General features: G+C 54.2%; 20 protein-coding genes. 1 reads left to right on the top strand and 19 read right to left on the bottom strand.

Annotation, left to right across the window (positions count from 1 at the left end; all coding sequences use genetic code 11):
* Positions 1–2 precede the first annotated feature (2 nt).
* The 10 genes from PT964_RS06230 to PT964_RS06185 are packed head-to-tail and all read right to left on the bottom strand — an operon-like array spanning position 3 to position 9,050.
* Positions 3–1,646, bottom strand: coding sequence for a complex I subunit 4 family protein (locus tag PT964_RS06230; protein ID WP_274362470.1), 1,644 nt, complete (start codon positions 1,644–1,646; stop codon positions 3–5).
* On the bottom strand, positions 1,647–3,518 hold the full coding sequence (gene nuoL, locus PT964_RS06225; protein WP_274362469.1) for an NADH-quinone oxidoreductase subunit L: 1,872 nt from the start codon (positions 3,516–3,518) through the stop codon (positions 1,647–1,649).
* Between the two features lie 18 nt (positions 3,519–3,536).
* Positions 3,537–3,851 (bottom strand): NADH-quinone oxidoreductase subunit NuoK, encoded by a 315-nt coding sequence (gene nuoK / locus PT964_RS06220; RefSeq protein WP_274362468.1) that lies wholly within the window; start codon positions 3,849–3,851, stop codon positions 3,537–3,539.
* Complete coding sequence (locus tag PT964_RS06215) at positions 3,848–4,360, bottom strand: NADH-quinone oxidoreductase subunit J (RefSeq protein ID WP_274362467.1); 513 nt, start codon at positions 4,358–4,360, stop codon at positions 3,848–3,850. The genes nuoK and PT964_RS06215 overlap by 4 nt, the downstream gene beginning before the upstream one ends.
* Position 4,361: 1 nt before the next feature.
* Positions 4,362–4,814, bottom strand: coding sequence for an NADH-quinone oxidoreductase subunit NuoI (gene nuoI / locus PT964_RS06210; RefSeq protein WP_274362466.1), 453 nt, complete (start codon positions 4,812–4,814; stop codon positions 4,362–4,364).
* A 21-nt stretch (positions 4,815–4,835) separates the two neighbouring features.
* Positions 4,836–5,852 carry an NADH-quinone oxidoreductase subunit NuoH gene (nuoH, locus tag PT964_RS06205; protein WP_274362465.1) on the bottom strand — a complete coding sequence of 339 codons (1,017 nt, stop codon included), beginning with the start codon at positions 5,850–5,852 and terminating at the stop codon, positions 4,836–4,838.
* On the bottom strand, positions 5,852–6,955 hold the full coding sequence (locus PT964_RS06200; protein WP_274362464.1) for an NADH-quinone oxidoreductase subunit D: 1,104 nt from the start codon (positions 6,953–6,955) through the stop codon (positions 5,852–5,854). Before PT964_RS06200 ends, nuoH begins: the two co-directional genes overlap by 1 nt.
* Before the next feature lie 6 nt (positions 6,956–6,961).
* Positions 6,962–8,191, bottom strand: a complete 1,230-nt coding sequence (locus PT964_RS06195; RefSeq protein ID WP_274362463.1) for an NADH-quinone oxidoreductase subunit C — start codon at positions 8,189–8,191, stop codon at positions 6,962–6,964.
* Positions 8,188–8,706 (bottom strand): NuoB/complex I 20 kDa subunit family protein, encoded by a 519-nt coding sequence (locus PT964_RS06190; RefSeq protein ID WP_274362462.1) that lies wholly within the window; start codon positions 8,704–8,706, stop codon positions 8,188–8,190. The genes PT964_RS06195 and PT964_RS06190 overlap by 4 nt, the downstream gene beginning before the upstream one ends.
* Positions 8,691–9,050 (bottom strand): NADH-quinone oxidoreductase subunit A, encoded by a 360-nt coding sequence (locus PT964_RS06185; protein WP_274362588.1) that lies wholly within the window; start codon positions 9,048–9,050, stop codon positions 8,691–8,693. The genes PT964_RS06190 and PT964_RS06185 overlap by 16 nt, the downstream gene beginning before the upstream one ends.
* A 384-nt stretch (positions 9,051–9,434) precedes the next feature.
* On the opposite strand from PT964_RS06185, the gene PT964_RS06180 reads away from it, so the two are divergent.
* Entirely contained in the window at positions 9,435–9,917 is a 483-nt protein-coding gene (locus PT964_RS06180; protein ID WP_274362461.1) for a DinB family protein, read from the top strand.
* A 552-nt stretch (positions 9,918–10,469) separates the two neighbouring features.
* Here PT964_RS06180 and PT964_RS06175 read toward each other — a convergent pair.
* The 9 genes from PT964_RS06175 to atpB form a co-directional block, all read right to left on the bottom strand.
* Positions 10,470–12,620: a YhgE/Pip domain-containing protein gene (locus PT964_RS06175; RefSeq protein WP_274362460.1), complete on the bottom strand. Its 2,151-nt coding sequence runs from the start codon at positions 12,618–12,620 to the stop codon at positions 10,470–10,472.
* Between the two features lie 524 nt (positions 12,621–13,144).
* Positions 13,145–13,555 carry a F0F1 ATP synthase subunit epsilon gene (locus tag PT964_RS06170; RefSeq protein ID WP_274362459.1) on the bottom strand — a complete coding sequence of 137 codons (411 nt, stop codon included), beginning with the start codon at positions 13,553–13,555 and terminating at the stop codon, positions 13,145–13,147.
* 17 nt (positions 13,556–13,572) lie between these two features.
* Entirely contained in the window at positions 13,573–14,961 is a 1,389-nt protein-coding gene (atpD, locus tag PT964_RS06165) for a F0F1 ATP synthase subunit beta (protein WP_274362458.1), read from the bottom strand.
* A gap of 152 nt (positions 14,962–15,113) precedes the next feature.
* A complete protein-coding gene (atpG, locus tag PT964_RS06160; RefSeq protein WP_274362457.1) occupies positions 15,114–15,974 on the bottom strand; it encodes an ATP synthase F1 subunit gamma in 861 nt (286 codons plus the stop codon).
* A 23-nt stretch (positions 15,975–15,997) separates the two neighbouring features.
* Positions 15,998–17,512: a F0F1 ATP synthase subunit alpha gene (gene atpA / locus PT964_RS06155; RefSeq protein WP_274362456.1), complete on the bottom strand. Its 1,515-nt coding sequence runs from the start codon at positions 17,510–17,512 to the stop codon at positions 15,998–16,000.
* 12 nt (positions 17,513–17,524) lie between these two features.
* The gene (locus PT964_RS06150) at positions 17,525–18,070 is read right to left on the bottom strand and encodes a F0F1 ATP synthase subunit delta (RefSeq protein WP_274362455.1); all 546 of its coding nucleotides are present in this window, start codon (positions 18,068–18,070) and stop codon (positions 17,525–17,527) included.
* Positions 18,067–18,558: a F0F1 ATP synthase subunit B gene (gene atpF / locus PT964_RS06145; protein WP_337995009.1), complete on the bottom strand. Its 492-nt coding sequence runs from the start codon at positions 18,556–18,558 to the stop codon at positions 18,067–18,069. Before atpF ends, PT964_RS06150 begins: the two co-directional genes overlap by 4 nt.
* Before the next feature lie 112 nt (positions 18,559–18,670).
* A complete protein-coding gene (gene atpE, locus PT964_RS06140; RefSeq protein ID WP_274362453.1) occupies positions 18,671–18,886 on the bottom strand; it encodes a F0F1 ATP synthase subunit C in 216 nt (71 codons plus the stop codon).
* Positions 18,887–18,973: 87 nt separating this feature from the next.
* The gene (gene atpB, locus PT964_RS06135; protein ID WP_274362452.1) at positions 18,974–19,771 is read right to left on the bottom strand and encodes a F0F1 ATP synthase subunit A; all 798 of its coding nucleotides are present in this window, start codon (positions 19,769–19,771) and stop codon (positions 18,974–18,976) included.
* Positions 19,772–19,775 lie beyond the last annotated feature (4 nt).

Genomic DNA, 19,775 nt, shown 5'->3' with positions numbered 1-19,775 from the left:
TTTTAACCTCCCACCTTCGCTTGAAGTCCTTGCAGCACCTGGTCAAACCCGCCGATCGCCGCTTGCAGCGGCTCGCTCAGCACCGCCGGATATACCCCGAGCAGCAGGATGAACGCCACGAGCACGATCATCGGAATCGCTTCGACCAGTCTGGCATCTTTATATTGAGCCGTCTGCTCGCGAGCTTCGCCGTATGTAATGGCGAGAACCCCTCGCAGCACGTAAACCGCGGCAAGAATAATGCCTAAGCAGCCTATAACCGTTACAACCGGCATTACGTCATACAGCCCGAGGAATGCCAGAAATTCGCTCACGAAGCCCGACAATCCGGGAAGTCCCAACGATGCCATACCCGCTACCAGCAAAATCCCGCTCATGAACGGCATCGGTTTTGCCAAGCCGCCGAGCTCGCCGATTTGCGTCGTCCCCGTACGCTCGTACAGACTGCCGACGATCAAGAACATCAGCGCCGAAATTAAACCGTGCGACACCATTTGGAACACGGCGCCTTGAATGCCGATGCCGTTCAGCGCCGCGAGACCGAGCAGTACGATTCCCATGTGGCTGATGGACGAATACGCAAGCACAAGCTTGAAATCTTTCTGTACGAAAGCGAGAGCCGCCCCGTACAAAATGTTCACGACACCCAGCACACCGAGTAAGAGCGCCCATTCCTTCGTTTCGTTAGGGAACAGAAGCACGCCGAAACGAAGCAAGCCGTATGCGCCCATCTTAAGCAATATGCCCGAGTGGATCATGACAACCGATGGCGGCGCCTCGGTGTGAACCTTCAGCATCCACGTATGGAACGGGAAAATCGGAAGCTTGATCCCGAATGCGAGCAGCAGCATGAAGAACAATCCCGTCCGCAGTCCTTCCGTTAAGTAGAACGGGTTCGGAAATCCGGGCGAGAGCTCAGGCCCGCCGTTCACAAACGTGTTGGATCGGCTCAAATTATCCAGGATGACATCGTAGCTTCCCGAATAAATAAGCGCCGCTCCCGACGGTGCTTCGGCGTACGTCATTCCCGCCGTCGCCACAAGCAGCAGGAACGCCACAAGCATAATCGCCGAACCTATGCCGTTATACACAAGGAAGCGGTTTGCCGCTTTTTCCCGTTCGTTGTAGCCGTAAATCCCGACCAGGAAAAACATCGGCACGAGCGTAATCTCGAAGAACATGAAGAACAAGAACAAGTCTCTCGCAAAGAATACGCCGAAAATGCCTGCCTCCAGCAGCAAAAACATAATGAAATACAATTTCCACCGTTTCTTGATATGAACCGACGCGAGCGCAGCCATCGTGCTGACGAGCGCCGTAAGAAGCGCCAGCGGCAGCGTAATTCCGTCCGCGGCAAGCGAATAGCTGAACTGGAACCCGTAAACGGCGAAGTTTCCGGTGTGCTCCAGCAGCTCTTTATTTAATGCGGCGTCGATCCATAGCGCTTTCTCCGCAAACTGCGCCGCTCCGCTGCCCGTATCAAAGCTTGCGTACAACCACACGCATAGCAACAGCGGAATCAGCGTCGTTGCAATACCGATCCACTTAATTAAGCTGCCCTTATCTTTCGGAACAAACAAGAGCGCGAGCACGCCAATGAGCGGGGAAAGAGTAATAAGCGACAAAATCGGAAATCCATCCGGCATCTAGAAGAACCTCCTTCCCGCCAACAAGACGGCAAACAGCACTAACCCAAGTAATGTAACAACCCCGTACGTTTGTAATTGGCCGTTTTGTAAACGCGTCCCGACCCGTCCTATACCGACGGCGGCAGCCGTGAACAGCTTCACCGCGCCGTCCACAATATAGATGTCGAACCATTCCAGCAGCCGCCCAAGCGCGGCGTAAGGCTTGACGATTACAGCCTCATATATTTCATCGATATAATACTTGTTGCGAAGAACGCCGTACAACCCGCCGTCCGCCGATTCCGAAGCTGCGTCCGATTTCCGGCTATAGATCAAATAGCCGATTACGATGCCTGCAATTGCGGCGACATTGGAAAGCAGAATGACTGTCCAATTTGCATGCTCCTCATGCGGCTCGCCCCAAAGCCAACCGGTGAGCCAAGGCTGTCCCGGCATATTGATAAAGCCTGCGGCAACCGCCAGAATGCCGAGCAGAACGAGCGGAAGCGTCATAACAAGCGGCGATTCGTGCGCATGATTGTCTCCTCTTGATTTCCCGAGAAATACTAGGACATACAATCGCGTCATATAGAAAGCCGTGAAGAACGCCGCGATCAAACCGACGGCAAACAATACCGGACGCCCCGTATGCAGCGCCTCCGATAAAATCGCATCCTTGGACCAGAAGCCTGCGAACGGGAACAGTCCGGAAAGCGCCAGCGTACCGACCGCGAACGTGATCGCGGTAATTTTCATTTTGCCGAACAGACCGCCCATAAACCGGATATCTTGTTGATCGATCGCATGAATGACGCTGCCCGCTCCCAAGAACAGAAGCGCCTTAAAGAATGCGTGAGTGAACAAGTGGAAAATGCCCGCGGAAGCCCCAAGCTCCGTTCCGAGCCCCAAAGCCATCATCATATAGCCGAGCTGGGATACGGTCGAGTAGGCGAGCACCCGTTTAATATCGTTCTGCGCCACCGCAATCGTTGCGGCAAACAGCGCCGTGAACGCGCCGGTGTATGCCACGACATCCAGCGCGGCAGGTGCCGCTTGGAAAATATCGAACGTCCGCGCGACCAAATAAACGCCCGCGGCAACCATCGTTGCGGCGTGAATGAGCGCCGAAATCGGCGTCGGGCCTTCCATCGCGTCCGGAAGCCATGTGTGCAGCGGGAACTGGCCGGACTTGCCGACAGCTCCGACGAAGATCAGAACGGCAATGGCCGTGGCCAAGCCTTGATTGATTTCTCCGCCGGCGAACGCGTTATGGATCGACGTGAAATCGAGCGAATGGCCCGGCATCGCCCAGAACAAAAGCAGGATGCCGATAAACAGGCCGACGTCGCCGATCCGCGTGACGATAAACGCCTTCTTAGCCGCCGCCTTCGCTTCCGGCTTATGATACCAGAAGCCGATCAATAGGAACGAACAAACCCCTACGAGCTCCCAGAAGATGTAGAGCATTAAGATGTTGGACGAAATGACGAGCCCAAGCATCGAGAACGTAAAGAGCGATACATAAGCGAAGAAAGTCGTTTTGCGCTCATCGTGGCTCATATATCCGATCGAATACAGGTTCACGAGAAAGCTGACGAACGTAACGATCACCAGCATGAGCGCGTTCAAATTCGTAATTTCGTAGCCCATATGCAGCGAGAAGCCGGCAATATCGAGCCATTTCCAATCGTCCCATGTGCGGTCCGCCGCCGCTCCGCCCGTCCGTTCGATAAACACAAGAGCGGCAAGCACGAACGAGAGGAAAGCCGCCGACGTGCCGATGACGCCGCCGGCTGCTTTCCCGCCTCTCCCTAAAGCCGTCAAGATAAGAAAGCTAAGGAGCGGAAGCAGCGGAATTAACCAAGCGTATTGCGAATAAGTATAGTCCATTCGTCTGTTCCTCCCTCCTTAATGCTTCATCTCATCCATATCGGTGACTTCGCTGGAACCGCGCGCTCGGAAGAATGCGATCAAGATCGCAATGCCGACGGCCGCTTCCGCACCCGCCACCGCAATGTTAAACAATGAAAAAATTTGCCCGTCGAGCGACGGGTTGATTCCGTACTTGGCGAATGCGACCAGGTTCAGGTTGACCGCGTTGAGCATCAGCTCGATCGACAGCAGCACGATGACCGCGTTCCGCTTTGTCAAAGCGCCGTATAATCCGATGCAAAATAAAATCGCCGCAAGCGTTAAATACGAGGTTGCAAGGTTGACGGTCATTGTTCGCCCTCCCTTCTGGCAAGCACAATCGCTCCGATAAAGGCAACCGTCAGCAGCACCGAAACGAGCTCGAACGGAATGACGCGCTCCGTAAACAGCAGCATTCCGATTTCGCGCGTGTTGTCCTCACCCGGGTTTAACGTTCCCGCTGTCGTCAGATCGACCTTCTGGATCGCGAAGAACAGAATGCCGAACAACACCGCGCAGCCGACCGCCGTCAGCGCCTCATGAGCGGTGCGGGGTTCGTGCTGCGGTTCGTCCGAGTGCTTCGTCAGCATGATCCCGAAAATCATAAGGATCGAAATCGCGCCCGCGTAGATCAATATTTGAACGAAAGCTACGAATTCCGCTTCCAACAGCACATATAAGCCGCCGAGGCTCAAGAAGGCGAACGCCAAAGAAACAACCATATGTACGACCTTGGTGAAGGAGATCATAAAGATCGCCCCACCAATAATCAGCAGCGCAAAGATAAAGAAGGCGACCAACTCGCCTGTCAGAAACGGCATGTTAACTGGCTCCCCCTTTGCCGCCCGGCTGCGGGTTCCTTGTGTTTTCGCTGCGGACGTGGGTATTGTTCTCGTTGAGCCACTTCATGTTTTTGAACAAATCGTCCCGCGTATAAGCCGCCAGCTCGAAGTTGTTCGTCATGACGATCGCTTCCGTCGGGCACACTTCCGTACACAAATCGCATAGAATGCAAATTTCGAAGTTGACGTCGAACGTATCGATGACCTTTCCCTTTTTCTCGGGATCGGGGTTCGGTTTGCCGGTCAACGTAATGCATTCGGTAGGGCAAACTCTGGCGCATTGGTTGCAGACGATGCATTTGTCCGGGTCGAAATGCTGAATGCCGCGGAATCGATCGGGCATTACAAGCGGCACGTCGGGGTACGCATACGTTACTTTCTCTTTGGTCATGCTCTTGAGCGTAACGCCCAATCCTTTGGCCAAGCCTTTCATAGTCTCACCTCTCCATTCCCTTTAGAAGAAAAGCTCTTTGACCAGCGCGGTTAAGAAAATGTTCACAAGGGCCAGCGGCAGCAAATATTTCCATGCAAATCCCATCAGCTGGTCGACCCGGATGCGGGGCATCGTGGCGCGCAGCCAGAACAGGAAGAACACGATAAACGAAAACTTGAGCAGAAACCAGACGATTGCCAGTCCCGGCAGCACTTCGTCCAGCCATGGCACCGGCGCGTGCCAGCCGCCGAGGAATAGCACCGTCGTCAGCGCCGCGATTGCGAACACATACACATATTCCGCCAACATGAAGAATGCGAATCGGAAGCCGCTGTATTCGACGTGATAACCCGCAACAAGCTCGGACTCGGCTTCCGGCAAGTCGAACGGCGTACGGTTCAATTCGGATACGGCCGCGATGATGAAGATGACGAAGCCGATAATTTGCGGAACGATGTTCCAGGTGAAGAAGCCGCCGGCTTGGCCTTCTACGATATCCTTCAAGCTCAGGCTTCCCGTCAGCATAATAACGCCCGTAACGGACATGACAAGCGGCACTTCGTAGGAAATCATCTGCGCCGCCGAACGCATGCCGCCGAGCAAAGAGTACTTGTTGTTGGACGCCCAGCCGCCGAGCACGATGCCCAGCGTCGAGATGCTGGAAAGCGCTGCGTAATACAATAGGCCGACATTCAAGTCCGCGGCGTACAAATTGCCGGTATACGGCAGCGTGACGATGACCGCGAACGAGGGTACGAACGCGATGACCGGCGCAAGGATGAACAGCGACCGGTCCGCTTTCGCCGGAATCGTATCTTCTTTAATAAGAAGCTTCGCAACGTCGGCCACCGATTGAAGCAAGCCGAGCGGGCCTACGCGGTTCGGTCCGATCCGCAGCTGCATCCAGCCGATGACTTTGCGTTCGAAGTATATGGCATACGTTACGAACCCGAGAATGAGGAGCAGCATCAGTACGCCGACTCCCAGCATGGCGAAAAACCCGGTCCAAGTGAGCGGGTTTTCAAATAGCCAATTCATTAAGCGTCAACCTCCCCGACAACGATGTCTACCCCGCCCAAGATCGTAATCAAGTTCGTCATCGTCTCGCCGACGAGCAGCTTCGGCAATATTTGCAGATTGACGAAGGACGGGCGGCGGAACTTGAGCCGGAACGGTTTGTCTTTGCCCTTGGAGACGATATAGCAGCCGATTTCGCCGCGCGGCGATTCGATCGCCGAATAAATTTCGCCCTCCGGCGGACGAATGACCCGAGGCACCTTGCCCATGATCGGGCCGTCACCCGGGAACTGCTCGACGGCTTGCTCCAGAATGCGAAGGCTTTGTTTAATTTCTTCGATGCGGATCAAATAACGGTCGTAGCAGTCGCCGTTCTTGCCGACAGGCACGTCGAATTCGAAGCGGTCGTACAAGCTGTACGGCTGCGCCTTCCGCAAATCCCACTCTACGCCGGTGCAGCGAAGGTTAGCGCCGCTTAGGCCGTAATCGATCGCCGTCTGAGCGTCGTATTTGCCGATTCCTTTGATCCGGGCCAAGAAAATTTCGTTGCCGCTGACGAGATTGTTGTACTCTTCGAGCTTCTCTCTCATATAAGGAATGAAATCGCGAACCTTCTCGATCCAGCCCTCCGGAGCATCCCACTTCACTCCGCCTACGCGCATGTAGAAGTAAGTAAGCCGTGCGCCGCAAAGCTCATTGAACAAATTAATAATGATTTCCCGATCGCGGAAAGCGTACAGGAACGGGCTCATTGCCCCGATATCGAGCAGATACGTTCCCCACCATACGAGGTGTGATGCAATACGCTGCAGCTCCATCACGATTAAGCGCAAATATTCCGCACGCTCCGGAATTTCTACGCCCATCAGCTTCTCAACAGCGTTGCAAAGCACGTAGTTGTTCGTCATGGCAGACACGTAATCCATTCGGTCGGTATAAGGAATAATTTGCGTGTACGTCAAGTTTTCGGCCAGCTTCTCGGTGCCGCGGTGCAAATATCCCATGACCGGGATCGCTTCCCGAATGACCTCGCCGTCCAGCTTTACGATGATCCGGAATACGCCGTGCGTACTTGGATGCTGCGGACCGACGTTCAGTAACAGCTCTTCCGTTCTTAATGCCATGTCAGCCTACACCTCCGGATCCAGCGGTTCGTAGTCTTTGCGCAGCGGATAGCCTTCCCAATCGTCCGGCATCATAATGCGGCGAAGGTCCGGGTGTCCGGGGAAGTCGATGCCCAGCAGGTCGAACACTTCCCGCTCGGTCCAGTTCGCCGTTGCATACAACGGCGTTACCGAAGCGACGGATGCGTTCTCGCGATCCGTCTTCACCTTTACGCAAAGCTCGTTCTTATCAGCCATATTGATATAGTGGTAAACAACCTCAAGATGCGTTTCTTGATCGACGCCGGAAACGTTCCGCAAGTAATTCATCGAAAACTCCGGATGATTTTTGATCGTTTCCGCCGTTTTCGACCAGTGTTCATTGCTTATGGTCAACGTCGGCATGTGTCCGTTCTTTTCGTTGATGACCGCCGCTTCCACCGCTCCCTCATGAACGGCTTCGCGTATGATCGCCGCCCAGCGGTCGAGCAGCGGCTGCTTCGGCGACGGCTCCTTCGGTGCGGCGTCCTCCGCTGCTTCCGCTTTCGCCGCTCGCGGCGCTCGGGGCGCTTTCGGGGCCGCGGCTGCTGCCGCATCGCCTGCCTCGCCCGCCGGCTTCGCTTCGCCGCCGCCTTCTGCAGCCTTTGCCGCTTCCCGCGCCGCTTTCGCTTCAAGCGCACGCTTGATGCGCTCTTCCTTCTCGGCTTCGGACAGCGGAGCCTTCGGCGCTTTCGGCGTATCCGCAGGAGGAGCTGCTGCGGCAGGCGCTTCCGCAGATGGCTCAGGAGCCGTTTCGCCCTGCATGTCCGCGGCGCTCGTCTCCGCATGCTCCTTCTTGCCTTCGGCTGCCGCTTCGGCGTCTCTTTGCCGCTCCTTCGCGACCGCTTCGGCCGTTTCGCCGCCCGGCTGCTGCTTCTCGAGCGTCTTTGCGACCGTTTCTTCCGTAGGAGTCGCTTTGCCGTCCTTCACCTTCACCTTATCGTCAGGCGCATTCTGCATTGCGCTTGCGTCTTTCTCAGGCGCCGGCGTAAAATCGGCAACCTCCTTCTCGTTCACCGGAACGGAAACGTCGTAGCCTTCCGGCATTTGCTCCGGCGGGTTGCCGCCGCTTTCCTTCGCCAGCGCTTCGGCGGCTTGTTCGACCGGAGTGTCCTGCGGCTTTCCGCTTTCCGGATTGTTGCTTTGCTCCGCGCCGTTACCGTCGTTTGCTCCGTTGTTCGGATTTTGCGGATCCTTTTTCAATTCGTTATCGCTCACTGATCCGTCACCCGCTTTCCGGTCTTGGCTTCATAGCGGATTTTTTCCTGCAGCTTGTTGATTCCATAAATAAGTGCGGCCGGATTCGGCGGGCAGCCCGGTATGTATACGTCTACCGGCACGATTTGGTCTACGCCTTTGACGACGGAGTACGATTTGACGTACGGTCCGCCCGCGGTTGCGCAGGAGCCCATCGCGATCACCCATTTCGGCTCGGGCATTTGGTCATAAAGCTTTCTGAGCAGCGGCCCCATCTTCTTCGTTACCGTGCCCGCCACGATCATTACGTCGGATTGACGCGGAGACGTGCGGAAAATGACCCCAAACCGGTCGAGGTCGTAGTGGGATGCGCCCGTGCCCATCATCTCGATTGCGCAGCATGCCAGACCGAAGGTCAGCGGCCACAACGAATTGCTTCGCGCCCACGCCTTCAGCTGCTCCAGTGTCGTCATGAACACATTGCGCTGCAGCTCTTCGTGCTCTTCAGGTGAAATTTTCGTTAAATCGAGGTCCATTTGAACACCTTCTTCTTCCACGCATATGCAAGTCCGACGACAAGCAGGGATACGAATATCAGCATTTCAATAACCGCAAAAAGGCCCAATTGGTCGTAAGCGACCGCCCACGGATACAGGAACACAGCCTCTACGTCAAAAATAACGAACATTAACGCGTACAGGTAGTAGCGGATATTAAACCGCACGTGACCCGAACCGACCGGCTCGTTACCGCTTTCATAGGTGGTCTGTTTTTCCGGTGTCGGATTGTGCGGGCGCAGAAAACGGCCGAGCGTCAGCGCGGCGACCGGCAAGAAAACTCCCAAGCCGATGAAAATGGCCACCAGCACGTAGTTATTCATGTAATGACTCAAAGCTTCCAGTCCTCCTGTTTACGTAATTTTGCCCTTGGTTTATGTGTCAATGGTATGAACTTGGGACGGAGATGCCGCATCCGGCGGCTGCGTCTTTGCTTCGATGCGAAAGTGCTATTAACCAATATTTCCCCGTAAGCCGTAATTATTATATCAGAAAGTCCCATCGAGGTATATGACATTGAGTTCTTTCTGATGCGAAATCGGGTCGTGTCCGAAATTTAATGCACTCAAACATTTTAACAAAATAGCCGGGGTAAGTAAAACCGCTTACAATGGTAATTTTGCATGTTCTTCCGTTCCAAATGTTGACATCCGCTGTCCCGCCATTTATGATAACACTATCAAAATGAATTTAGGAGGTTACAGCTAATGGCACTCTCTCTTACTCATCTGATTCAAAAACAAATGGAGTTCGTTGCTAACAATAACTCTTGGCACGCATCCTTGATCGAGCTGCTTGAATCCGTTACGCCTGAAGAAGCGGTTTGGCGTCCCGAGGGCGGCGGGCACACCATCTACGAGCTTGCGGTACACCTCGCTTACAGCGTCGAAGAGGCCACTTCCAGGCTGCAAGGAAACACTCCCCAATGGATCGAAGAACAAAGCTGGGTTCAGTCGCCGCAGCCGCTCACCGCCGATGAATGGGAGTCCGCGAAGGCACGGGTCGTTCAGTCCAGGCAAAAGCTTGCCGAAACCGTCGCCGACATGGGAGACAGTCGCCTCGAAGCTCCACGTGAAGGCAACAAGCCGCCATTCATGGAGCTGGTGCTGCAAATCATTCACCATGATGCGTTCCATGCGGGACAAATCGCATTGCTTCGCCGTCAACAAGGAAAAGCCGCCCTTATGTAAGAACGGTTATAATTGGCGTCAGCAACATCCGATTCCAGAGGACGCCACCATCTCCAGCCTGTGGGAACTGTAGAAATATGAAGTTTCACATCGCTATTTTTTCGAAAATTCGTTTCCCGAATCGAAATAGTGAAGTTTGACCGCCTTATTCCAGCTGCTCCCTACGTTTGAGCCGGTTAGAAGTGGATATAGTGAAGTTTCACATCGCTATTTTCCGAAAATTCGTTTCCCGAATCGAAATAGTGAAGTTTGACCGCCTTATTCCAGCTGCTCCCTACGTTTGAGCCGGTTAGAAGTGGATATAGTGAAGTTTCACATCGCTATTTTCCGAAAATTCGTTTCCCGAATCGAAATAGTGAAGTTTGACCGCCTTATTCCAGCTGCTCCCTACGTTTGAGCCGGTTAGAAGTGGATATAGTGAAGTTTCACATCGCTATTTTCCGAAAATTCGTTTCCCGAATCGAAATAGTGAAGTTTGACCGCCTTATTTCTATTTCCCACACTGCATTTTCATTTCAGAGCTGAAGCCGAAGGGACTCCCCTCCGGCTTCATCAATGAAACAGTTTGCTTTCTCGCGCTTTCTTCACTAGCGAACCGGATACGCGGTTAATGGGCTCTTTCAGCGCCAGTCCGACGACCATTGCAAGTCCGGCATAAACCGCCATCATCGACGCATCCCTCGCAACCACATCCCAAAGAATGCCCCCGACCGCTTCACGCATCATGCCGATCGCATACGTGAAAGGCAGGAACGGATGAATCAGCTGAAAAAAGGGCGGCGTCACCTCAATCGGAAACGTCCCTCCGGACCCGGCGAGCTGCAGCACGAGCAATACGATCGCCATCGCCTTCCCCACATTCCCGAAAACCGAAACGAGCGTGTAAACAATCAGCATGAACACGGCACTTAATAAAACGCCGAACAGAACGAACCACAGCTTGTCCGCCACATACGTTTTTAAAATCCAAATATCCCCCAGGGTGACCGAAAGAGATTGAAATACAGCCACCGCAAGAAACGTCATGTAACGCCCGAAATATACTTGGTAACTTCGATAGTCGGCCCCGGTATCATGAACTTCGACGGTTAGAAGGGACACGAGCAGCAGCGCTCCGACCCATAACGATAAAGTCGTGAAAAAGGGAGACATCGCCGACCCGTAATTCGGGATCGGAAACAGCTTATTTTCCTTAAGCACGACCGGTTCGGCAAAAAATTCGCTTTCTTCCTCCGCATTCATTTCCAACAAATCGATCAGCTCGCCGAGGCTTCCTTCTTGCTCCAGCTTGCGGATGAGCGCCGCCAGCTCCTTCACCTTGGCTTCCGCCGCAGGCAAATCGCGTTTGAAGGCGTCAAGCTCCCGCTTGCCGACGGCCAATCCTTTCGCCGCATCCTGCACGATGCGCTCCACATCCGGCACGCTTGCCGCCGCATCGGCCATTATCGCTCGCGCGTCGGAGGCGGATTGCTTCGCCTTCCCAATCGCCTGCGAAATCGTCGGAAGGACGCGGCTGTCGAAGGCGTCAAGCAGGCCGCCGACGCGTCGCGAGGAATCCTGCGACAGATGAAGCAGCCGATCGACTTCCTCGCTCGGCATAGCCGTCCCGTTATGTACTGCAGTTTGAAGCCGGTTTAGGAGGGCGATTTGCTCCGCGAGCCGGTTTCGGATTAGCCCGAGCTCGCTCACTGCAAAAGTAAGTCCGCTTCCGTCCGAAAAACGTTGCAGCCTCCCAAGCATCGCCAGCAAACCGTCCGTCAGCTCATCGGCGGCTGAAAGCCGTTCCTCCGCCCGGGCAAGCATCGTGGCCGCAGCGTCCGGTTCGATCTTGGCGTCCTGTAATGCTCCAGCCAGCCCCTCTACTGTACTTACATGCTGACGAAGCAGTGCGACATCCTGCTCTATATTGGGAATTGCCGCATCCAGACCTGCCGCACTGCGGTCAAGCAGCTGTTCGAGATTCGCCGCAAAAGCTTCTCCCTCCTGCGCGATCCGAGCCGCCTCCGGCAAATTGCCTTGGATTTTCCCGACAATGCGATTCGCGGCGGATACGTCCCTTTCCGCGATATCTAACGCATGGTTCAGCTGCGGGATCATTTTTTCCAAAGTAAAAATCGTATCCCGCACCTTTAGAATCGCCGGCAAATTTCGCTCAAGCTCTACGCCGATGCTGTTAAGCACTTCAAATATGGCTTCATTCGCGGTTTTTACGAAGCTTTGGCTCACTTGCTCTACGATGCCGCTGGCGCCTTTTGCGGTAATTTTCGGCGCCACCGCGTTAATTTTTTCGTTCACCGTATAGATGATTTCCGCTTTCCGGGGAACGTCCGCCGCTACGGTCGCGATCCGGCTCGAGAAATTTTCCGGAATCGTAATGCTTGCGTAGTAATCTCCGTGCATTACCCCATACAGCGCCGTCCTTTCATCCGCGAACACCCAGCCTATATCACGGTTGTTTTTCAGCGACTCTACGATCTCGTTGCCTGCATGGATCGGAGTGCCGCGTACGGTCGCGCCTTGATCCAAATTGACGACAGCCACTTTAATCCCGCTCGTATTCCCGTAAGGATCCCAAGACGCTTCGATATTGAACCATGCATAAAGGGAAGGCAAAAAAGCGAGTCCTGCAATTACGACAAGCGCCGCCCAATTGCTTGCAATACTCCGGATGTCTCTTAGAAAAATAAATCCAGCCTGTTTCATGGCTCATGGCTCCGATGTTGTTTTTCGGTTAGTATTGCAAGTTTTCCCACAGTCATTCCTTACCGGTCACTCGTGTACTTTGTGGGTTAATTACAGGTTTACAGTGCACCCATCTCCGTTTAGCGGATCCAGATGTACTAAAGTGCACGGTATGTATGGTTACTCGGGGCAATAGCGGTTTGAAGGGTACTTATTTGGAAGGTGCATGCAAGTTAACAGTGAACCCACCTCCGTTTAGCGGATCCAGATGTACTTAAGTGCGCGGTATGTATGGTTACTCGGGGCAATAGCGGTTTGAAGGGTAGTTATTTGGAAGGTGCATGCAAGTTTACAGTGCACCCATCTCCGTTTAGCGATATCCAGATGTACTTAAGTGCGCGGTATGTGCGGTCAGCCGGTAGGATAGCTGATCGAAAGGTATTGATTTCGGAGGTTCACACAGTTTCATTAAGGCGGGACAGCTACTCCCAACAGACAAAAAAGCTGCCCGACAAGGTACATCCTTGCCGGACAGCTTTAAAAAATTAAAGATCCCGATTTCTAACGTTCAAACGCAGGATTGCGCGCTCAAGCGCACGCTGCGCACGTTTGTAATCGACGTTTTCCTGCTTTGCTTGGCGCAAGCGCGCTTCCGCGCGTTCGCGCGCCCGAGCGGCGCGGTCTACATCGATCTCTTCCGGAAGCTCGGCGCTTTCGGCCAAAATAATGACCTTATCCTTGCGAACCTCCATAAAGCCGCCGTGAACGGCGATGACGTGCTCCTGTTGTCCTTCTGCCTTAGCTCTCACCGCAGAAACCTTAAGCGGCGTCACCAACGGAATATGGTTCGGCAGGATGCCGAGCTCGCCGTCGATGCCTTTGGCGATCACCATTTTAACTTGTTGCGAGTATATTTTTCTCTCCGGAGTGACGATTTCCAACAGCAATGTGCTCATGGGCTATATACCCCCGATCACAATTTCTTCGCTTTTTCTACTGCTTCTTCAATCGTGCCAACGTAGAGGAAAGCGGCTTCCGGAAGGTCGTCGTGCTTGCCTTCGAGAATTTCTTTAAAGCTGCGAACCGTTTCTTTAACCGGAACGTATTTGCCCGGCTGGCCGGTAAATTGCTCGGCAACGTGGAACGCTTGCGACAAGAAGCGTTGTACCTTACGAGCCCGTGCAACCGTCAGCTTATCTTCGTCGGACAACTCGTCCATACCGAGGATGGCGATAATATCTTGCAGCTCTTTGTAACGGGCAAGGAGACGCTTAACGCCTTGAGCTACGTCATAATGCTCTTGGCCGACAACCTCAGGGGACAAAATCCGGGAGCTGGATGCCAGCGGATCAACCGCAGGGTAAATACCGAGCTCGGAAATTTTACGCTCCAGGTTCGTCGTTGCGTCCAAGTGCGCGAACGTAGTCGCAGGAGCCGGGTCGGTGTAGTCGTCCGCAGGAACGTAAATCGCCTGAATGGACGTTACGGAGCCTTTCTTCGTGGACGTAATCCGTTCTTGCAATTGACCCATTTCGGTAGCAAGCGTCGGCTGGTAACCTACCGCGGACGGCATACGTCCGAGCAATGCGGATACCTCGGAGCCTGCCTGCGTGAAACGGAAAATGTTGTCGACGAACAGAAGCACGTCGCGGCCTTCTTCATCGCGGAAAAACTCGGCCATCGTAAGACCCGTCAATGCAACGCGAAGACGCGCGCCCGGCGGTTCGTTCATTTGGCCGAATACCATCGCGGTTTTGTCGATAACGCCGGAGTCCTTCATCTCGTGGTACAGGTCGTTACCTTCGCGGGTACGCTCGCCTACGCCGGCGAATACGGAAATACCGCCGTGCTCTTGTGCGATGTTGTTGATAAGCTCCTGGATCAATACCGTCTTGCCTACGCCCGCGCCGCCGAAGAGGCCGATTTTACCGCCCTTAGCGTACGGAGCCAGCAAGTCGATAACTTTAATCCCGGTTTCAAGAATTTCCGCTTGCGTCGAGAGCTCAGCGAATTCCGGAGCCGCACGGTGAATCGGCAGCACCTTTTCGCGGGAAACATCGCCCGCGTTGTCGATGGATTCGCCAAGCACGTTGAACACGCGGCCCAATGTCACTGCGCCTACCGGTACGGAAATCGGCGCTCCTGTGTCAACGGCTTCACCGCCGCGCACCAAGCCGTCCGTAGAAGACATCGCGATCGTACGAGCTACGTTATCGCCGAGGTGAACCGCCACTTCCGCGGTTACGACCGTATCGGCGTCACGAACCAATTTAATCGCATTAGAGATCTCAGGCAATTGGCCGCGTTCGAACTCTACGTCGACGACCGGTCCCATTACCTGGAGAATGCGTCCTTTATTCATCGATTTCCCTCCTAGCTTCATATCGAAGCGATTACGCGACAACCTTTGATTGTCTCAGGCTTCATTTCGAAGCATTTCACGGCAAACGAGCCGTTTGCCTTATGCAAAATCTTTATGCGTAGGCGGCCGAAGCCGCCGTTCACGTTTACCCGTTATTGCGCGTTCGCGCCGGCGACGATTTCCGTAATTTCTTGCGTAATCGAAGCCTGACGTGCGCGGTTGTATTGCAACGTAAGCGAGGAAATCAGCTTCGTCGCGTTCTTCGTCGCGCTGCTCATCGCCGTCATGCGCGCTCCGAACTCGCTCGCCTTGCCTTCCAGAACCGCACTGTACACCATCGTTTCCGCATAGCGCGGAAGAATGTGTTCCAATACCGCCTCCGGAGAAGGCTCGAATTCGTAGCTCGCCTTCGCTCCGCTCGCGGACGTTACTTCGCCGAGCGGCAACAAAGTCTTATCGACAGGCGTTTGGGAAATCGCCGATTTGAACTCGTTGTAGACCAAGACCAACTCGTCGATTGTGCCCGTTTCGTAAGCATTAACGGCTGCAGAAGCAACTTCTTTAATATCGGAGAAGCGCGGGAAGTCCGGCAAGCCCGTCGTCTGCGCCACAACCGGCATGTTCCTGCGGAGGAAGTAGTCTCTACCCTTCCGGCCGACAACATACAGCTCGTATTCGTCCGCGGAGCGATGCTTCTCGCGAAGCATCAAGGACAGCTTCCGAAGCAAGTTCGCGTTGTAGCCGCCCGCCAAACCGCGGTCCGACGTAATGACCAGATAACCGGTCCGCTTGATCGGGCGCTTCTCAAGCATCGGATGCTTGACGCCGCCGCCCGCGGACGCGACGCTGGCAATGACTTCGCGAAGCTTATCCGCGTAAGGCCGTGCCGACTGAGCGGCATCCTGCGCGCGCTTCAGCCGGGAGGCCGCGATCATTTCCATCGCTTTCGTAATCTGCTTAGTGTTCTGGTAGCCTTTGATTTGGCGCTTTATATCGCGCATCCCTTTAGCCATGGTATGTCACGCTCCTTCCGCGCCTACGCCGTGACGGAGAAGCCCTTTTTGAACTTTTCCACCGCTTCCGTAATAAGTGCTTCGGTCTCTTTGCTCAAGTCTTTCGAATCGCGAATGGCACCGAAGATTTGCGGGTAGTTCGCATCGACATACGCGTGGAAGTCTTTCTCGAAGCGGAGGACGTCGCCGACCGGAATGTCGTCTACAAAGCCCTTCACAACGACGTAAATCGATACGACTTGCTTTTCGACCGGCATCGGCTGGTTAACGCCTTGCTTCATGATTTCCATCGTGCGCGCACCGCGCGTCAAACGCGCTTGCGTCGATTTATCCAAATCGGAGCCGAACTGCGCGAACGCAGCAAGCTCGCGGTATTGCGCGAGGTCAAGACGCAGTGTGCCTGCGACCTTCTTCATCGCCTTGATTTGCGCGGAGCCGCCTACGCGGGATACGGAAATACCCGTATTGACCGCAGGACGCTGACCCGCATAGAACAGGTCGGACTCCAAGAAGATCTGTCCGTCCGTAATCGAGATCACGTTCGTCGGAATGTAAGCCGATACGTCGGAAGCTTGCGTCTCGATGAACGGAAGCGCCGTAATGGAGCCGCCGCCGAGAGCGTCGTTCAGCTTCGCCGCACGCTCGAGCAAACGGGAGTGCAAGTAGAATACGTCGCCCGGATAAGCCTCGCGGCCCGGAGGACGACGGAGCAGCAAGGACAATTCGCGGTATGCGGCCGCTTGCTTGGTCAAGTCGTCATAGATGATCAGGACGTGCTGTCCTTTGTACATAAAGTATTCGCCCATCGCTACGCCCGCGTACGGAGCCAACCACAGGAGCGGCGCCGGCTCGGATGCGCCTGCGTTCACGACGATGGAGTATTCCATTGCGCCGTGGCGGCGGAGCGTTTCTACGACCTGAGCAACCGTCGATTGCTTTTGGCCGATGGCAACGTAAATACAAATTACGCCGTTGCCCTTCTGGTTAAGGATCGTATCGATCGCGATCGATGTTTTACCGGTTTGACGGTCGCCGATGATGAGCTCGCGCTGACCGCGGCCGATCGGGACCATCGCGTCGATCGCTTTGATGCCGGTTTGCATCGGCTCGTGAACCGATTTCCGGTCGATAACGCCTGGCGCCGGAGATTCAACCGGACGAGTTTCCGTCGTGTTAACCGGGCCTTTGCCGTCAAGCGGCTGGCCGAGCGGGTTTACGACGCGGCCAAGCAGCGCTTCGCCTACCGGAACCTCCATGATGCGGCCCGTACGCTTTACTTGCTGTCCTTCTTTAATTTCCTTGTACGGACCGAGGATAACGATACCTACGTTATCTTCTTCCAGGTTCAACGCGTAACCTACGGATCCGTTCTCAAATTCGAGCAGCTCCCCGGCCATTACGTTCGAGAGTCCGTGTGCGCGGGCAACACCGTCACCGATCGTGATGACTGTGCCGACTTCAACGACGCGAGCTTCGGATTGATATTGTTCTATTTGCTGTTTAATGAGCGTGCTGATTTCTTCGGGTCTGATACTCAATGAACGTCACCCCTATCGTGCTTTATTGAACGATCTTTCTAGCTCCGCCAGCTTGGTGGCCAAGCTGCCGTCATACAATGTATCGCCGATTCGAATGCGAATGCCCCCGAGGAGCGACTTATCTACAACCGTTTCAACCGTCACTTTCTTGCCTGTTACGGCGCTGAAATGACGCGCGATTCCTTCCTGCTGCTCCGGCGTCAAATCGAACGCGGAGGTTACATACGCGTTAGCGCGCCCCAGGAATTCGTCTGCAATAGCTTTATAAGCCTGTGCCACAAGCCCGACGGACGAGCCGCGGCCCCGGTCGATCAGAAGCTGCAGCGTGTTCACGACTTGCTCGGAAACTTTGCCGCTGACTGCGTCCTTTACGGCGCGAATCTTCACGTCGTTGCCGATTTTCGGATGATCGAAGAACGCTTGGATTTCCGGATTGCCGGCCAGCGCCTGGGCAACCGCCTGCAATTGTTCTCCCGTCTCCTCGATCTGTCCTTTATCCTTCGCCGTCTCAAACAGCGCTTTCGCGTACCTTTTGGCCGCTACCGCCATGCCGCTCATCGATTGTCAACCTCTTTCAGGTACTTATCGATCAACTGGTCTTGCGCCTTGGCGTCGACTTCCTTCTCGATGATCTTGGAAGCGATCTTGACGGACATTTCGCCGACTTGATTGCGAAGCTCCGCAATCGCTTGATTTTTCTCGTTCACGATATCTTCCATAGCGCTGGTCTTCAAGCGCTGCGCTTCATTCTTAGCGGCTTCGATGATATCTTCAGCCGACTTCGCGCTGATTTTGCGGGTTTGCTCAACGATGTCTTGAGCTTCCTTGCGGGCTTGTTCGATCGCTTTGCGCTGCTCGTCAAGCAATGCCGAAGACTCCTTGCGGTTCGCTTCCGCCTGCTCGAGCTCGCCAAGCACCAATTGTTTACGCTGCTCCATCATGTTGAACAATGGACCGAAAGCGTACTTGTTAAGCAGCCAATACAAAATACCAAAGGCAATGATCGTAATTACCGTCGACTCCCAAACGAAGTTCAAAGCGGACACTCCTTTCTACTGGTGTTCCTAACCAGCCGCTATAAGCGCATTCTGACGTTATCAAATTGAAGGCGTGGAGGGCTCAAGCCATCCCCGCCATATTCGCACTTATAGAAGCGGCTTACGCTCCGAAGTACAGAAGGAAGCCGATAACTACGCCGATGATCGGAACGACCTCGACGATACCAACGCCGATAAACATCGTCGTTTGAAGCGTACCGCGAAGTTCAGGTTGACGGGAGATGCCTTCTACCGTCTTGCTTACGATCAAACCGTTACCGATACCTGCGCCGAGCGCGCCCAAACCGATTGCCAAAGCTGCTGCCAAAAATTCCATTTGAAAATCCTCCTTAAATTTTAGGTGGTCTGTTATTGCATATTTTTGTTTCGAAAGCTCGGATTCAAGCTTTGCTTCAACCGAAGCTTAATGCTCGGCGGAATGCTCCTCGTGAACCGTTGCCTGCGAAATATACACCATCGTCAAAATCGTGAACAAGAACGCCTGAATGGCGCCTACGAAAATACTAAAGCCTTGCCATGCCGCCATGAGCGGCAACCCGATCCAGCCCATCATGAGGATTGTCGAAATCAACACCTCGCCCGCAAAAATGTTCGCGAACAAACGCAGTGCGAGCGTAAGCGGCTTAGCGAGCTCCTTCATAATGTTAAGCGGGAAGAAAATCGGGAACGGTTCGAAATAGTGCTTCAAGTAATGCTTTGTGTTCTGCGTCAGTCCAAGGAAATGAACCATCACGAACACGATCAGCGCGAGGCCTGCCGTTACCGACAAGTCGGCCGTCGGCGACTTCCACCAAGCGAACGAAAGATGCTTGCCTTGTTCGTGCGCTACTTCTATATCATGTTCTGTCAAAAGCGTCATGCCTGCAAAGGTAACCGGGCCGTGATTATCCGGAGCCACATCGGTAACGATACCGAACGGCAAACCCAGCAAGTTGGAAACGAAGATGAACATGATCAGCGTCATACCAAGAGAGATGTATGTTTTCGCCTTGCTTAACGGCATTGTGCTGGCAATCGTGTTATGGACGAATTCGACGACCCATTCCATAAAGTTCTGGATTTTCGTCGGATTTCGTACGGACATATTGGCGACCGCCGCTCTTGCGAGAGCAAATACAACAATCGACGAAACGAGAATTGCTATAATCGCCGAAATGTCAAAATGGAGCCCGCCGATCTCCACCACCGGGAATATATGCATACTG

Origin of the sequence: Paenibacillus thermotolerans (genome assembly GCF_028745515.1) — a bacterium.
Taxonomy (GTDB): Bacteria; Bacillota; Bacilli; order Paenibacillales; family YIM-B00363; genus Paenibacillus_AE; species Paenibacillus_AE thermotolerans.
This window is presented reverse-complemented; position numbering and strand designations above follow the sequence as displayed.

What these genes read in the sequence shown, in the direction of transcription:
- PT964_RS06230 (WP_274362470.1), bottom strand. Translation starts at nt 1,646, where the DNA reads ATGCCGGATGGATTTCCGATTTTGTCGCTTATTACTCTTTCCCCGCTC.
- nuoL (WP_274362469.1), bottom strand. Translation starts at nt 3,518, where the DNA reads ATGGACTATACTTATTCGCAATACGCTTGGTTAATTCCGCTGCTTCCG.
- nuoK (WP_274362468.1), bottom strand. Translation starts at nt 3,851, where the DNA reads ATGACCGTCAACCTTGCAACCTCGTATTTAACGCTTGCGGCGATTTTA.
- PT964_RS06215 (WP_274362467.1), bottom strand. Translation starts at nt 4,360, where the DNA reads ATGCCGTTTCTGACAGGCGAGTTGGTCGCCTTCTTTATCTTTGCGCTG.
- nuoI (WP_274362466.1), bottom strand. Translation starts at nt 4,814, where the DNA reads ATGAAAGGCTTGGCCAAAGGATTGGGCGTTACGCTCAAGAGCATGACC.
- nuoH (WP_274362465.1), bottom strand. Translation starts at nt 5,852, where the DNA reads ATGAATTGGCTATTTGAAAACCCGCTCACTTGGACCGGGTTTTTCGCC.
- PT964_RS06200 (WP_274362464.1), bottom strand. Translation starts at nt 6,955, where the DNA reads ATGGCATTAAGAACGGAAGAGCTGTTACTGAACGTCGGTCCGCAGCAT.
- PT964_RS06190 (WP_274362462.1), bottom strand. Translation starts at nt 8,706, where the DNA reads ATGGACCTCGATTTAACGAAAATTTCACCTGAAGAGCACGAAGAGCTG.
- PT964_RS06185 (WP_274362588.1), bottom strand. Translation starts at nt 9,050, where the DNA reads ATGAATAACTACGTGCTGGTGGCCATTTTCATCGGCTTGGGAGTTTTC.
- PT964_RS06180 (WP_274362461.1), top strand. Translation starts at nt 9,435, where the DNA reads ATGGCACTCTCTCTTACTCATCTGATTCAAAAACAAATGGAGTTCGTT.
- PT964_RS06175 (WP_274362460.1), bottom strand. Translation starts at nt 12,620, where the DNA reads ATGAAACAGGCTGGATTTATTTTTCTAAGAGACATCCGGAGTATTGCA.
- PT964_RS06170 (WP_274362459.1), bottom strand. Translation starts at nt 13,555, where the DNA reads ATGAGCACATTGCTGTTGGAAATCGTCACTCCGGAGAGAAAAATATAC.
- atpD (WP_274362458.1), bottom strand. Translation starts at nt 14,961, where the DNA reads ATGAATAAAGGACGCATTCTCCAGGTAATGGGACCGGTCGTCGACGTA.
- atpG (WP_274362457.1), bottom strand. Translation starts at nt 15,974, where the DNA reads ATGGCTAAAGGGATGCGCGATATAAAGCGCCAAATCAAAGGCTACCAG.
- PT964_RS06150 (WP_274362455.1), bottom strand. Translation starts at nt 18,070, where the DNA reads ATGAGCGGCATGGCGGTAGCGGCCAAAAGGTACGCGAAAGCGCTGTTT.
- atpE (WP_274362453.1), bottom strand. Translation starts at nt 18,886, where the DNA reads ATGGAATTTTTGGCAGCAGCTTTGGCAATCGGTTTGGGCGCGCTCGGC.
- atpB (WP_274362452.1), bottom strand. Translation starts at nt 19,771, where the DNA reads ATGCATATATTCCCGGTGGTGGAGATCGGCGGGCTCCATTTTGACATT.